General features: G+C 50.8%; 15 protein-coding genes and 1 tRNA gene. 9 read left to right on the forward strand and 7 right to left on the reverse strand.

Annotated features, from left to right (window positions below):
* Positions 1-28: 28 nt before the first annotated feature.
* Positions 29-661, forward strand: a complete 633-nt coding sequence (locus tag BUA28_RS06795) for a hypothetical protein (RefSeq protein ID WP_072767368.1) — start codon at positions 29-31, stop codon at positions 659-661.
* Positions 662-1165: 504 nt separating this feature from the next.
* Positions 1166-2077 (forward strand): sensor histidine kinase, encoded by a 912-nt coding sequence (locus BUA28_RS06800; protein ID WP_256598254.1) that lies wholly within the window; start codon positions 1166-1168, stop codon positions 2075-2077.
* A 441-nt stretch (positions 2078-2518) separates the two neighbouring features.
* Here the strand turns inward: BUA28_RS06800 and BUA28_RS06805 are convergent, their stop codons facing one another.
* A complete protein-coding gene (locus BUA28_RS06805) occupies positions 2519-3358 on the reverse strand; it encodes a posphoenolpyruvate synthetase regulatory kinase/phosphorylase PpsR (protein WP_072767369.1) in 840 nt (279 codons plus the stop codon).
* Between the two features lie 122 nt (positions 3359-3480).
* Between BUA28_RS06805 and ppsA the strand changes: the two genes are divergently transcribed.
* From ppsA to BUA28_RS06840, 7 genes are all read left to right on the forward strand, one after another.
* Positions 3481-5871, forward strand: a complete 2391-nt coding sequence (ppsA, locus tag BUA28_RS06810; RefSeq protein WP_072767370.1) for a phosphoenolpyruvate synthase — start codon at positions 3481-3483, stop codon at positions 5869-5871.
* A gap of 51 nt (positions 5872-5922) precedes the next feature.
* Complete coding sequence (locus tag BUA28_RS06815; protein ID WP_072767371.1) at positions 5923-6537, forward strand: undecaprenyl diphosphate synthase family protein; 615 nt, start codon at positions 5923-5925, stop codon at positions 6535-6537.
* A gap of 59 nt (positions 6538-6596) precedes the next feature.
* Positions 6597-6776, forward strand: coding sequence for a hypothetical protein (locus BUA28_RS06820; RefSeq protein WP_072767372.1), 180 nt, complete (start codon positions 6597-6599; stop codon positions 6774-6776).
* Between the two features lie 295 nt (positions 6777-7071).
* The gene (locus BUA28_RS06825; protein ID WP_072767373.1) at positions 7072-7479 is read left to right on the forward strand and encodes a hypothetical protein; all 408 of its coding nucleotides are present in this window, start codon (positions 7072-7074) and stop codon (positions 7477-7479) included.
* A 281-nt stretch (positions 7480-7760) separates the two neighbouring features.
* The gene (locus BUA28_RS06830) at positions 7761-8468 is read left to right on the forward strand and encodes a hypothetical protein (RefSeq protein WP_143148455.1); all 708 of its coding nucleotides are present in this window, start codon (positions 7761-7763) and stop codon (positions 8466-8468) included.
* Complete coding sequence (locus BUA28_RS06835) at positions 8456-8692, forward strand: PEP-CTERM sorting domain-containing protein (protein WP_072767375.1); 237 nt, start codon at positions 8456-8458, stop codon at positions 8690-8692. Before BUA28_RS06830 ends, BUA28_RS06835 begins: the two co-directional genes overlap by 13 nt.
* A 300-nt stretch (positions 8693-8992) precedes the next feature.
* Positions 8993-9541 (forward strand): acyloxyacyl hydrolase, encoded by a 549-nt coding sequence (locus BUA28_RS06840; protein ID WP_072767376.1) that lies wholly within the window; start codon positions 8993-8995, stop codon positions 9539-9541.
* 215 nt (positions 9542-9756) lie between these two features.
* On the opposite strand, the gene BUA28_RS06845 is transcribed toward BUA28_RS06840, so the two are convergent.
* The 6 genes from BUA28_RS06845 to BUA28_RS06870 all read right to left on the reverse strand — a co-directional run bounded on the left by BUA28_RS06845 (position 9757) and on the right by BUA28_RS06870 (position 14980).
* Positions 9757-11523, reverse strand: coding sequence for a putative bifunctional diguanylate cyclase/phosphodiesterase (locus tag BUA28_RS06845; protein ID WP_072767377.1), 1767 nt, complete (start codon positions 11521-11523; stop codon positions 9757-9759).
* A gap of 7 nt (positions 11524-11530) precedes the next feature.
* A complete protein-coding gene (locus BUA28_RS06850; protein ID WP_072767378.1) occupies positions 11531-13000 on the reverse strand; it encodes an ATPase domain-containing protein in 1470 nt (489 codons plus the stop codon).
* Complete coding sequence (locus BUA28_RS06855; protein ID WP_072767379.1) at positions 12993-13415, reverse strand: hypothetical protein; 423 nt, start codon at positions 13413-13415, stop codon at positions 12993-12995. The genes BUA28_RS06850 and BUA28_RS06855 overlap by 8 nt, the downstream gene beginning before the upstream one ends.
* A gap of 402 nt (positions 13416-13817) precedes the next feature.
* Positions 13818-13893 (reverse strand) — tRNA-Thr (locus BUA28_RS06860).
* 65 nt (positions 13894-13958) lie between these two features.
* On the reverse strand, positions 13959-14384 hold the full coding sequence (locus tag BUA28_RS06865; RefSeq protein WP_072767380.1) for a ClpXP protease specificity-enhancing factor: 426 nt from the start codon (positions 14382-14384) through the stop codon (positions 13959-13961).
* Positions 14381-14980: a glutathione S-transferase N-terminal domain-containing protein gene (locus tag BUA28_RS06870; protein WP_072767381.1), complete on the reverse strand. Its 600-nt coding sequence runs from the start codon at positions 14978-14980 to the stop codon at positions 14381-14383. Before BUA28_RS06870 ends, BUA28_RS06865 begins: the two co-directional genes overlap by 4 nt.
* Between the last annotated feature and the right edge of the window lie 11 nt (positions 14981-14991).

Below are 14991 nucleotides of genomic sequence, written 5' to 3' on the forward strand. Positions count from 1 at the left end.
GTCCGACTACCTGTGAGAGGGAGGATTGATGATATTTCTCATCAATGCCATCGCAATTTTTGCTTCATTTTCGCTGAATCAGATACATGCTGTTTATTGGGGCGCCGTCCTGCCGACGCTTTATGCGATTGTCGTGGCGCCACAGGCGTTGATCGCCAGACCCGAGATACCGGCGTCGGCGATAACGAAAATTCTTGCTGACAAGTGGGACAACGCGGAGGATTTAACCGCTTATATCGTGACGTATTGGATGGCCTTCGCCCATCCCGCTACTTCAGGGAAGAAGCAGCGTAACAGCGTGATTTTATACCTGACATCGTTTTTCCTGGGTATCGTATATTTTCTCAGGGAATTGTTCGTTGCCGGCATTATCGTGTTTGTCATGGGATATATTCTCTATCGAATGAGCCTCAGAGCGGACAGGCCGAGATCGGTATATGCCAATACGGATTTCAGAGATGGTGGCGATAACGAGTTTGCGAGGAAAGAATGGGAGCTGGCAGCCATGTCGATCGTTGCAATTTCCGATTTGTACCCGGATGATCGCGCGCTGAAGGTGTCGGCAAACGAGGTGTCGGAAGATGAGGACGTCAAGTCGCTGCTGGCAAAGCATCGTCATGACGGAAGAATGGGAGTAACTGGCTCACGCCCTGCGGCGTGAAGCGCCATGCAAGCTCTTAATCAAGGACTTCAGGCATGCGACCGCGGCCACTAATGTGCTGGCTCATCAGGCGGACATTGCCAAGATGCAGTAATGGCTGGGGCGTGCGAATATTGCGACGACGCGGATTTATTGTCATCGCAAACTTGGCGGGAGGATAGTCTGACGTTTAAAGTACGCTGACAGCATGTGAGCGGGCTTAATGCAGGTCGAGCCGTTTTTCAAATACAGTCTGTTACACTTAACCAGCGTGATGCCAGCTTTAACGAGTTCATGGTTCCAGGCGATAAAAAAGGCTCTTTTGCAAAAAATAAAAAGGGTAGTGCACTATTGTGTTTTTCAGCGTAGATCGTCAATGGTCGGATTTCACATGGCGTCATTTCCATGGGAAGACTCATTGAAAGACAATCCGGTATCTACAGCGCTTAATCAATCAGATCAAGGATACAGTTCCGGTTTATTCTTTTTTTGCAACAGAGCCTTGCATGCAGGAAAAGCATTGTCGTGAACGATAAGGAACCTATTCGGAACCGTGAGAAATTGGTTACGCTACGAGAAGACACAGTGCGATTTCGTGAAGACGCCGTCCATTTACGCGAAGATGCTGCCGTCTCGCGCGAGCAGATAATTTGCACGGCGAATACGGAACGGGAAGCGTCTGATGGTCATCTGGTTTTTGTGCGGGAAGCGAACGCACAACTGGTCATCTCTGGAATTGAGGCTGGGCGAGCTAGTCAGCTGAAGGACGAGTTTCTTGCGATGATCTCCCATGAACTCAAAACTCCCTTGAGTGTCATCCTGGGATGGTCTCAGCTCATCCTGGGGGGAAAGCTAAAGCAAGACGATATTCATAAAGGCATGCAAGCCATCGAGCGTAGCGCTCGCGCCCAAAACAAACTCATTGAAGATCTTCTCGAAATGAGCAGTATGATTTCTGGCAAAGTACGACTTGACATGCAGCAACTGGATATAGTCGGTCTGGTGGGCGCAACGGTTGAATCAATGAGGCCAACCGCGGAAACCAAAAGAATTATTCTGCAAGAAACAACTGATCGGGAAGCCGGGTGGATATCGGGTGACGCTAACAGGATGCAGCAGGTTTTCTGGAACCTTCTTTCCAACGCAATAAAATTCACGCCTACAGGCGGTAGAATAGAAATTGGTATGAAGCAGTCGGGCTCATTTTTGGAAATCAGAATCGATGACTCGGGTCTGGGAATATCAGCCGAGTTTCTGCCCTATGTGTTTGAGCGCTTCCTGCAGGCTGAAACTTCACTTGCGCGACACTACAAAGGACTCGGCTTGGGCCTTGCTATCGTCAAACAGCTGGTGGAACTTCATGGTGGGATGGTCCGAGCAGAAAGTCCAGGGATTAATAAAGGGGCTTCATTTATTGTGCAACTGCCGCTGCCGTAACTGCGACAAACAGCAATGCAACCAACATTCTCTTGTTCTTCACTTCGTTCCCTCTTGTCTCATCTATTGAAATTGTAGGAGCTAGAATTATGCTGAGCTCCGGTTCCTCATTTTAAGGGTTTTTATAGTTCTGCCTATTGGACTTAGGTACACAGACAAATATGTAAGCCGTTTTTACAACTCCGCGTTATATCCCCACATATCGTAATTGTCATTCTCCAAATTGGCGCTTTATTTAATCATGCGGCGATTCGTTGATGATTTTCTGCTTTCGTTATGATCTCCGTTTTTGAACTGGATGCCAGCAATAACTTTGGCGATTAATTCATTATTTCTCGTGAGAATGCTTCTCCAATCTATTCGTATATTCCACCGATAAATTTCTGAGTAAATTTCCCGTCGCGCCGGTTGGTAAGGCCGAAACTTGTTCGAAAGTATTCCTCAATAAATCTTCCGTTCCAATTTTGCCTGGTGCAATACCGCGGTTGCGAGTTCTTCGATGGACTTGCTGGTTGCATCGAGATAGGAAATCCCTTCCCGTCGCATCAGCGTTTCTGCTTCACGTACTTCATATTGGCAGTTCTCAAGAGAGGCATACTTGCTGTCGGGTTTGCGTTCGCTACGTATGCGGTGTAGCCGGCCGGGATCGATGGTAAAGCCGTACAGTTTGTGGCGAATATCCCTGAGCTGGGCTGGCAACCCCAAGCGATTGAAGTCCTCGGGGATGAGCGGGTGATTGGCGGCGAAAATACCATATTGCAGCGCGAGATAGAGGCAGGTGGGGGTTTTGCCGGTACGGGAAACACCTATCAGAGTAATATCCGCTTTGCGCCAATTCTTTTGCGAAAGGCCATCGTCGTGTTCCAGGGTATATTTTATTGCTTCGATGCGCGAGAGGTGGTCGACGGCGCTATCGGCCCGATGGGAAAGCCCCACGGCATGCGACGAATGTACGCCGAGCTCAGCCTCCATTTGGCCGATAAAAATACTGAAGCAATCCAGATGCAGCGCGTCGACGGAGTCGAGAATGATCCGGAATTCCGGATTTACGAATGTGCTGAATACCAGCGGGCGCGCCCCATCAGCATTAGCCCGCGTACTGATCTGCCCGGCAGCGGCCGCAACTTTTTCTCGGGTATCAAGATAGGGTAGAGCAATTTCCTCAAACGGCACATTATCGAACTGCCTAAGAAGACTATGCCCCAGCGTTTCGACAGAAATACCCGTTCGGTCTGAAAGAAAAAACGCCGTTCGCTGGGGCGGCCTGGCTACAGTTGACATTTATCACCGGTTCATCAATGACAATAATTTTGACTGGTCAAAATATCGCTTTTTAGCGTATAACACAACCGTTATCCAGGCGCGATTTTACGCAATTCTGATCACTCGAACAGGAGCAGAAATTGAACGATTCACGATGCGTGTTATGGTTTGATGAGTTGCGCATGACCGATGTGAGCAGTGTCGGGGGAAAGAATGCGTCCCTGGGAGAAATGATCAGCCAACTGGCCGAGGCAGGCGTTCGGGTTCCCGGTGGTTTTGCAACAACCGCTGATGCCTATCGCGATTTTCTGGATCAAGGCGGGCTGACGCAGCGTATCGAAAAGAGGCTTTCGGAGCTTGATACCGGAGATATCAAAGCGCTGTCAGCCGCTGGCGCGCAGGTCCGGGACTGGATAATCGACACACCCATACCCCCACGTCTGGAAAAAGAAATTTCCGTTGCTTACGACAAAATGCTGCACGATGCGGGGGGGAGCGAAATCTCCGTCGCGGTGCGTTCCTCGGCAACCGCCGAGGATTTGGCAGACGCTTCATTTGCAGGACAGCAGGAAACCTTTCTTAATATCCATGGACTGGATAATTTGCTCAAGGCGGTCAAGGACGTGTTTGCGTCACTCTACAACGACCGCGCTATTTCTTATCGCGTGCACAAGGGTTTTATTCATTCCGAAGTGGCGCTATCCGTCGGCGTGCAGCGGATGGTTCGCAGCGACATCGGTGCCGCCGGCGTGATGTTCACGCTGGATACCGAATCCGGTTTTGATGAGGTGGTTTTCATCACAGCTTCCTATGGACTCGGTGAAACCGTGGTCCAGGGTGCGGTGAATCCGGACGAATTCTACGTTTATAAACGTACGTTGGCGCAAGGGAAACCCGCAATTCTAAGGCGCAACCTCGGCTCCAAGCTCATCAAAATGCAATTCGCAACAGGCAATGGCGCCGGTCATTCGGTGGAAACCCTTGATGTGGAAGAAGCCGAGCGCGTGAAGTTTTCGATTACCGATGCCGAGGTGGAGGAGTTGGCCCGTCACGCGGTTGTCATTGAGCGGCATTATCAGAGGCCGATGGATATCGAATGGGGCAAGGACGGCCTGGACGGCAAGCTCTATATATTGCAAGCTCGGCCCGAGACAGTGCAGGCGCTGGCCGGGGTGGATACGCTGCGGCGCTATCGCTTGAAGGGAAAGTCGGATGTGCTGGCTTCAGGACGCGCCATTGGCCAAAAGATAGGCAGCGGACCGGTGCGCCTGATCTTGAACGCCAGCGAAATGTCGCGAGTGCAGGAAGGTGACGTTCTGGTGACCGACATGACCGATCCCGATTGGGAGCCCGTAATGAAGCGCGCTTCGGCCATTGTGACGAATCGCGGCGGCCGAACCTGTCATGCCGCAATCATTGCGCGTGAGTTGGGCATTCCGGCGGTGGTGGGTTGTGGTAACGCGACCGGGTTATTGACGGAAAACGAGATGGTCACGGTATCCTGCACGGAGGGCGACACCGGCCATATCTATCGGGGTGTCCTAGAAGTTGAAGTGACCGATCTCGCGCTCAAAAGCATGCCGAAGCCACCAGTGAAGATAACCCTGAATGTAGGCAACCCCGAACTGGCGTTTGGATTTCAGCGGTTGCCTAATGATGGCGTAGGGCTCGCGCGGCTGGAATTTATCATTGCTCGCATGATCGGTATCCATCCCAAAGCTGTGCTGCATTATCCCGATCTTCCTCGGGACTTGAAACAGCAAGTGGAAAGCCAAAGCGCGGGTTACCCCGATCCGGTCAGCTTCTATGTGGAGAAATTGACAGAGGGCGTCGCCATGCTGCTCGCCGCGTTTTTCCCCAAACCCGTCATTGTTCGTCTTTCCGACTTCAAGTCCAATGAATATTCCAGCCTTATTGGCGGGCAACAGTATGAGCCTATTGAAGAAAACCCCATGCTGGGCTTTCGCGGCGCTTCACGCTATGTAGCCACAGATTTTCGTGATTGTTTCGAACTGGAATGCCGGGCATTAAAAAAAGCGCGAATTGAAATGGGTCTTACCAATCTGGAAATCATGGTTCCCTTCGTGCGGACGTTGACCGAAGCCAGGCGAGTGATAGAGCTACTTGAAGAGAACGGATTGAAGCGCGGTGAGAACGGGTTGCGGCTCATCATGATGTGTGAAATTCCCTCCAATGCGCTGCTGGCGGATCAATTCCTGGCGTACTTCGATGGTTTTTCCATTGGGTCCAATGATCTTACACAACTTACTCTTGGGTTGGACCGCGATTCCAGCCTCATCGCCGAATCCTTCGACGAGCGTGACCCAGCGGTGAAGGCGCTACTGCGGATGGCTATTCAGGCATGCCGTAGAGCGAACAAATACGTGGGGATATGCGGCCAAGGCCCATCCGATCACCCGGATTTGGCGCGATGGCTGATGGAAGAAGGAATCGAAAGCCTGTCGCTTAATCCTGATACCGTGGTCGATACCTGGCTGTATCTGGCGGAAGTAGCAAAAGAAAAGATATAATTTCAGCGGGCTTGCCGCGCGATCTCGAATATGTTTTGTATGAGGATATAAATGGCGAAAAACGGTATTCCCCGACATATCGGCTTCATTCCCGATGGTAACCGACGCTGGGCTCAGCACCATGGCCTGCCTAAAGAGGATGGGTATGGCCGCGGCATTGACCCGGGACTATCCTTATACGAAATATGCAAGGATCGCGGAATAGATGAAGCGTCTATTTATTGTTTTACGCAAGACAACACCAAACGGCCCAAAGCTCAGAAACTTGCTTTTACCGATGCGTCCGTGGCATTTGCTTTCGAGATTGCGCGCAGGGGAGCCGCCCTGCTTGTTGTAGGCGATGAGACTTCGGCGCAGTTTCCCACCGTGCTGGAAGAGTTCAGGACGCGCCAAGGCACGGGCATGAAAGTCAATTTACTTATTAACTATGGCTGGGAATGGGACTTGAGAGGTCTTAAGGACGGCAGCCTGCGTTCAAACGACGTATCGCGCCTGGACCTTATTGTAAGATGGGGAGGGGGGCGCCGCCTGAGCGGCTTTCTGCCGGTGCAATCGGTTTATGCCGATTTCTATATTCGGGACGAATACTGGCCGGATTTCCAGCCTCAGCATTTTGATAATGCACTGTCCTGGTTCAAGCGGCAGGACAGGTCATTTGGCGGGTGAGCTATTGCAGGTCCCGAATTGAAGTCAAATCTGAACTATTTCTAGTAGGGAGGTCCAACATGTCAGTTGCCTCAGATGCGAAAAGAATGTTCGTGGAAAATCTTAATTTGTATGGTGACGAGCAAGCCCAGCCGGAAAAATATAATCTTTACCTTGGCCTTATCTATCTGGCTGCGTCAGTGGAACAAATTCAGCAGGATTTAGAGCAAATCAAGCAAGCGCTAGCCAAGCGCGATTAACAGGCTGCGAAAAATCAGCCTGCATCCCGGACAGTCATGTCGTCCACTTGCAACTAATTTCAATTGTTAACAACTTAATCACATTTATGTGACGTCTTCTTCACATGTCTTATGGCAGTCTAGTGCATAACATATGTGAACCGCAAGGCTGCCTGTACGGCTCATAACTGTACGAGACGTAACATACAGCTATGAGACGGGTACCTAATTGATAAATTCGGCTGACTTACTAGGCTATTCCTGAGGTAACAATTCTTTGATACTTGTTTAGAGTCCAAAAGAGAAGGGGGAAGCTATGAAACAGGCTTTTTTTCATGTTCTGATGATTTGTTTATTTCTCCCGATGCTATGGGTGATCTTCGTTTCGCTAAATAGTTTTGGTTATCCCTTGATGGAACAATATACGGACAAGTCCGTCAAGTTTTTTATCGCACTTCCTTACTTTTTTCTTGTTGCGTCTGCATTATATGCGTCGAGCTGGATTGCCGAGCGGTTGGCAGTATATTTAGTGCGGAATTTCGGGAAACCAGAGGAAAGCAACTGCCAGCCCGAGGATATAGCATGGCCAGGCAAGGTGCTTGATTCAGTCCTGTCTGAAAAAAATCGTTCCGTTTTCACCCAAAAGGTCGAGGTTTGGCTAAAAGACAACATAATGGCAAAAATCGTAGTGGGAGTTATCATTGGTTTTGTACTGGCGATATAGAAGATTCGGCTTTCGCGCATGCGTCGGCTCCTTCATTGGACGAAATCCTGGTTAAGCACTAGAAAAGCAGCTGTGATCGGAAACGCCGGATCGGAATTTACAGGCAGAAAGCTTGTGCGGAAAACGATAAAAATGACTTAGAGGAAATCCTTCTAAGTCATTTTTTATTTTATGGTGCCGATACCAAGGTGAATGATAAGTATGCGGAATCCAGGTGATTCAGATACTCCATGAGACAAAAATTGAGTCCACATTATAAGCTTCTATTTCCAGCCGTATTCATGATGCTGACAAGTGCGGCCCATGCACTTGTCGTTAATTCGGATGGCACGGGTATTGATCCCGCGATAGATGTAAGCAGCATGAATTGGGCGCCGGCCAATACATTACTAACACCGGTTGGTGATGCGTCGATATTTACCCACTATATGGGTGATGTGTTCCAGCGCTACTTGCATGCCTCTCTGAATGGGTTCGAGGATAGCAATGGCGTTAGTGTAGGTGGGCCGGGGCTGGATAGGTGGGTATATATTGCAGGCTATCGGGAACAGGTAGTCTCTACAATTGGTAACAGCGTCGTGTTGGAGACTATCGGTGGGGGCGACAATTTCTTCAGATTATATTTCGATGCAACGCCGAATGCCAACGCAGGCAACGGCACCGGATATGGGCCTGACCCCACCAACGCGGACCCAGTGCTCATACTATCTGGCATGATCGCGGCTTCCAGAGGGCAAACGGCAATTTCCGCCTTAAATGTGGTCCCAGGTAGTCTCGATAAATCCGGAGCTGACAATTATCCCGGTGTGGACAGTATCACAGCAGTTGGAGTTGGAACGATGCCAGTCATTATCGAAGGCTTTGATCCAGTTTATTTTTCCAATGGAGTGCCAGCAGGCGTGGGTCTGGATTTTCAAATTACATATAACGTACCATTCACGCAAACTGACCCATCCTCCTGCTTCAAAAAAATGGCATGGGTACCCTGATAAATGGAGCGGGTCCGAATACCATTGGCGGCTTGGAGTGTGACATCGACACGGTGGGAAGTATCAATGGGATTGACGGGACAAATCTGATTTTGATGACGAACGCATCGACATTCTTTACCCCGATTGAGCCAGTTTCAGAGCCCATGTCATTGGCGTTGCTGGGAATTGGGCTGGCTGCCATGCGAACGGGCAGACGGCGCATGCTGAGAAACGAAGAATAAAGGGTAAAGTCTTGTTATTTGCTGCAACGTCGGTTGCCACCGAAAACGTTAATCCAGATCGCCGAGGCACATGGACGAGACGAGGCGGTGTTCGATGTTTATGCCGGCGCTGGTTGCCGTTTTAAGGAGATCCGGGATCATTTCGGGATTACATTACTCCCATGTGAGTCACATTGTGAAACAGCAACGGCTGACTGGAAACAAGACTTGACCCCATCTGTGGGTAGAGCCTGCGGCCAAGGCTTCAGATTTTCCGGAAATAGCGTGCAAATTTGCGATGCAGGTTGAGGGGAGTTGATAATGCGCGCGCAAATTATTGGGGGATTGGTTTTAAGTCTGAGTTGCATTTCGTCCAATGGGTGCGCGGATGAGCGAACGGTGCCGACGTGGCTGCATGAGGTCAAAATCGGGGTGCTTCACCACGACACCCCCATGTGGAGCGGTTTTCAGCGTGAAAGCGGCATAGACGTCAACCTCGAAGCAATTTTCTCGCCGCAAATCGGGGTTCTAGGTGGAGTCATACGTCCCGCCTTTGGCGGTTCGGTGAATACCGCGGGTGACACCTCCAAGCTTTATACGGGCCTTCGTTGGCAATACGAACACGTAAATGGTCTATTTTTTGGCGTCGGTGTAGGTGGCGCAGTCCACAACGGCAAGCTTCATTTACAGCACAACGACCGCAAGGCCCTTGGTTCAAGGGTTCTGTTTCACATTCCGATTGAAGCCGGATATCGCTTCGACGGCAAGAGCGCACTTTCCATCTACTTTGATCATGTCTCAAATGCCTACCTGGCCGATGAAAACGAGGGGATGGACACCTTGGGCATGCGGTACGGCTACCGATTTTAGCCGGGATCGCGGAGGGAATACCATGAAGAAGTAGGTCGGATTAGCGTAACGCATCCGCAATTAACCGACTGGAACGAATCAACGGGGTCAGACTCGGTTGATCATGAAATAACGGGTTTCGGCCCTATAGATTCTCAAAGGGGTGGGTGATCCGCGCCGTTGGCATCTAAATACAACATGCCCAGCTATGAATCAGAAGCGAAAAGTTTTGGTTGTTAAATGTGAGAGGCAGGTTTTATCCCGGTTTGCAGCAAGGTGGCGAGTGCCTCTGCCGTTATCGGATGGCTGAAATAGTAGCCTTGGCCCTCATCGCAATGTTTAGCCAGAAGAAATGTGCGCTGTTCCGGTGTTTCCACACCCTCCGCGATGACGCGAAGCTTGAGGCTTTTGCCCATGTTGATTACGGCGCTGACAATGGTGGCATCGTCCGGGCTGCTGGTAATTCGGCTCACGAACGACTGGTCGATCTTCAGGGTATCAATCGGAAACTGCCTCAAATAGCTGAGGCTGGAATAGCCCGTGCCAAAGTCATCGATCGCGAGCTTGACGCCCAGGTCTGCAAGTCCATGCAGTATGGAATCAGTAAACTCGGCATCTCGCATAAGGACGCTTTCCGTCAGTTCGAGCTCCAGATAGCGCGGTTCCAAGCCTGTATCGTCAAGCGTCGCGCGTATATTTTCCAGAAAATCCGTGGCGTTGAACTCGAGGGCAGAGGTATTGACTGCAATGGTGATCGGCCGCAAGCCAATCCGTATCCAGGCTTGGGCCTGAAGACAGGCTTCGCGCAGAACCCATCGGCCAATGGGCAGGATCAGCCCGCAGTCTTCGGCGATGGGTAAGAACTGCAATGGCGGCATCAGCCCTCGTTCCGGATGCTGCCAGCGAATAAGCGCCTCGACACCGACAATCAAGTTGCTGTGAAGATTTATTTTCGGCTGATAATGCAGCACGAATTCGCGCCGTTCCAGTGCTCGGCGCAGACCGACCTCGATCGACTGACGCTGAACGGCCCGAATATTCATGGCCTGCTCAAAGAATTTGTAATTATCGCGTCCATTTTCCTTGGCGTGGTACATCGCCGTGTCCGCACTTTTGGTCAGGGCTTCCGCATCCCGCCCGTCGTCCGGGTAAATGCTGATGCCGATACTTACCGACACGTGGAGCTCAAGCTCACCGATGTGATGTGGAACAGCTAGCGCAGTAAGTATTTTTTGCGCACTGATAGCCACGTCGTCCGGATGCTTGATAGAAGAAAGCAGCACCACAAATTCGTCGCCACCCTGTCGACTGACGGTATCCGAATGGCGCATACAACGCACCAGGCGGCGTGCAACCGACTGTAGCAGCTGGTCGCCAACGGCATGCCCCAGGGAATCGTTGATGTGTTTAAATCGATCCAGATCCATGAACAGCATAGCAAATTGCCGACCCTGGCGGCGGGCCAGCTCAATCGCGTGGCTAAGCCGGTCCTGCAGGAGCATTCGATTAGGTAAACCGGTAAGAACATCATGGTGGGCCAGATGATCCAGCTGAGCTTTAGCAGTTTCGACTTGCTGGGTCATTTTATGGGCTTCAATTCCAGAGATGACCAGCTGTGCGTTCGCGTCCTGCATCATCCTCAGGCGATCTTCGGATCTTTTTGCCTGTACCACATCTGCGGCGCGAATTACCCCCTCACGCAAGGTGGCTTCGCCTTCTCGTGCATGGGCTTCCACTTCCCGTATTTGCGCTGCTTCCTCGCGCAGATGGGCCGCATCTTCGCGTAAGTCGGCGGCTTTTTCACGCAAATTCGCGGCATCTTCCCGTGCGGTAGCGGATTTTTCGCGCCGTAAAGCAGCCGCCTCATCGTCAACGACAGCGCTTTCCCTGCGTGGGAGATCCTTTTCCCGAAAAACTGTCAACCTGTCTTTGTGCGGGTTTGAAAAGCCTCGTTGATCCGATTCATCGGGATCAGAAGCACTGTCATTGTCATTTCTGCTCATTGCCACTTTAATCACGTGATCCCGAGCCAGGGCTGAGGGTTGGCTTGCCTGACAGGATGCCGGCATACCCGGACAAGGCCTCACCGATAATGATGCCTTCGCCGGTAATATCGAACAATCGAACGTCCTTGCTGTGATCGCTGCCACGGACTTTAACGATCGAGAAGACGCGCTTGAGCTGACCTTCGAGTTCGACATAGCGCTGCACGATAATTGCGTCTGCGAGAAAGGCACTTCCAAATGGACTGAAGCGCAAGTCAGTGTAACGATCTTCCAATTCAGAGGTCATTAATATGGTCACGCCCATGTTGGTAAGCTGGGCAATCATCCTGTACAGCGATCCGCGAAAATCTTCGCTAAACTCGGGCGCCAGCGCCAGCTCAAACCCGGACAAGGAGTCAATGACAAGCCGCTTTGCCTGCATTTGATTAATCATTCCAATCAAATCCTGCAAGGTTTCGTCAATCGACAAATCCAGGGAACGTGTGTTAATCACCCCAACCTGCCCACTCTTCACCAAGGCAGACAGTTTGTTGCTCAGCAATTGGCTTGGGCTCTTCTCAAACGCCGCAATTACACCGGGCTCCCCTCTGCGCGCACCTTCGCTGAGAAATTCCGTCGCCAATATTGTTTTTCCAGAGCCGGACGGCCCGACTACGAGTAGCGAATATCCCGTTGGCAAGCCGCCACCCAGCATTTCATCGAGGCCAGGTATTCCCAGGGAAATACGTTTCTCGCTGATGGATACCGACTCAACCGCTGTGCCTTGTTCGATAATCGCACGGGGAAAAACTTCAATTCCTTTATTACTGATTCGAAACGTATGCAAACCCAGTGCCTGAGCTTGGCCGCGCATTTTGATTACTTGCATCTTGCGTACCATTGAATTCCGATGCATATTCTGCGAAAGCCAAAGAATGCCATCAGCCACTGTAAAGACGGGGCTTGACTCTGATTCCGGCGCCAGATATTCGCCGATTAAAAATGTGGTTGCCTGCCAGGTCGTCATTTGCATGCCCAGTTGCTGGATAAACCGCTGCAGTTCGAACACGCTCTGTTCCCCCTGCCTTGCTGCCTGCACCACCGATCGAAACGAATCTACAAATACGAAGCTGGGAGTAAAGTCTTTCACTTCTTCCGCAATGCGCACTAATACGCGGTCAAAATTTCCCTCCATGAGATCGGGAGACAGGTTGATGAAGCGAATGGATTCCGCAATTTTATCAACTTCAAAAAACGGAAACTGCTGTTGATAACGAAGCATCTTTAAAGCAGGCTCGCCGAGTACCGTGAAGAACAGCGCCCGATTATTCGGCGTTGCCAACGAAAACATGATCTGATGAGCGAGGGTCGTTTTTCCACTTCCCGGCGAACCTGCTATCAGGTTAAACGAAAATTCCGGCAGGCCTCCGCCCAACAGGCTGTCCAGGCCCGGTACGCCCGTTGCCAGGCGACGTATGCTCAGCTTTTCACTCATTTTTGAACTCCTTGCCAGTCTCGTTCGGAATTTCCGCGCCCCAAGCCAAACTTAGAATACGGTTGATTAACTGCTCGCCTATTAACGAGGCCAGAATGTCGGTTAAAGTGATCAATAACAGGCTGTTTGCTTCGCGGACTTGCAGAGGCGATTGTCCTTCAAAGCTCCTTTTTAATTCTGCGAACCGGTGCTCAGCCTGTGGTGGCAGGGGGATGGTTGGGAGCCCAGGAAATGTTGACCGGCTCAGGAATACGCTTCTCACGTAAAGGGCATTGAAACCATCTTCACCTACAATCGAAATGATTTGGGTCGCCAATTGTGCCCATAATACAATCGCGGCATCTGCAACTTTCTCCGTTTGCTTTGCCATCAGGCTTTTAATTAACTGATGTCGCGGCAGGTCACAAGTTTCCATAAGAAAATATCAATGCGGTTCAACTGGCCAGGCTAAAGATTCCCGGGTTTTGTGATTGGATTGTGAGTCTGTACATCGAATCGGCTTCGGGCACAGGCCGATATCTGGTTAGTATGCCGTTAAGGAACGGCTATATCATAACAGCATGACTCTATTAGCGCGCCTTCAGCGCAAACTAAGATAAAGTCATTCGATAGCAAAAATATCAGCGTCCCTGGTTCGCTTCCGCCAACGCGAGAAATGACTTTATCCGTGCCAAGAAGGGAAACTCACCAACTGAGAGGGCAGCACGATTAGATCATGCAGCGACATCTCGGGGATAGCTGTAATTATGTTACAGATATGAAACCGATGATAAAAGTGAGCGCGCGCCACACCATACACATCTTAGGTTGAAGGTATTGGTGCCGACACCAAGAGTCGAACTCGGGACCTTCTGATTACAAATCAGCTGCTCTACCAACTGAGCTATGCCGGCGCGGTGCAATTATAGATACTGGGGGGCAGGGTAGCAAACCCTCAAGAAACTAACAAATAATGCGATTATTTTACGATCTGAAAGCGTCGCTTGTCACCCGTAGAGGGTGACGTACCATTGGATGAGGGTGACTTGGCCGGCTCTTCAATACCAGCGTCAGCCGGTGTTGTACTGACGTCGCCCTCAAGGGTGAAAAGAACGCCCTGCGAGGTCTCTTTGGCAAATATTCCCTGAACTGCACCAACCGGAACTGAAATTTCGCGTGAGACACCGCTAAACCGGGCGGAGAACTGGATCAAGTCATTACCCAGAGTAAGATGATGTGCGGCATCGGAGCTGATGTTAAGTATGATTTCACCGTCTTTCACAAAATTATCCGGCACGCGAGTCTGGGCATCTACTTTAACTGACAGATAAGGCGTGAGCCCGCTATCGGAGCACCATTCGTAGATAGCACGAATCAAATAGGGCTTGGTCGACAGCTCTTTCACTTTCGCATTGCCTTCTCGGATGCCGTGAGCGCGTCAATGAATGCTGGCCTGCTGAACAGCCGTTCTGCGTATTTCAACAACGGCGCAGCCTGCTTGGGTAGCTGAATGCCATAGTGATCCAATCGCCACAGCAGTGGCGCGATCGCCACATCCAGCATGGAAAAATCATCCCCCAGCATGTGTTTCTGCTTGGCGAATACGGGTGCAATCACGGTCAGGTTATCGCGAATCGCCGCGCGTGCTTTGTCCGCGGTTTTTGGATTTCCATGCTCGACCGCGTCAATATGGCAAAAAAGCTCCTGCTCAAAGCGATACAGGAACAAGCGCGCACGAGCCCGCATAACCGGGTCGGCGGGCATTAGTTGTGGATGAGGAAACCGGTCATCAATATATTCATTGATGATGTTGGATTCGTACAGAATAAGATCACGCTCTACCAGCACGGGAACCCGGCTGTAGGGCGTCATTATCGCCAGGTCTTCCGGCTTGTTATGCAGGTCGACATCGATGATCTGAAAATCCATACCTTTCTCGTACAGCACAATACGGCAGCGGTGACTGAACGGACAGGTGGTTGCTGAGTATAACGTCATCATATTTGGTTACT

The organism is Nitrosospira sp. Nsp11, from assembly GCF_900142705.1.
Classification (GTDB): domain Bacteria; phylum Pseudomonadota; class Gammaproteobacteria; order Burkholderiales; family Nitrosomonadaceae; genus Nitrosospira.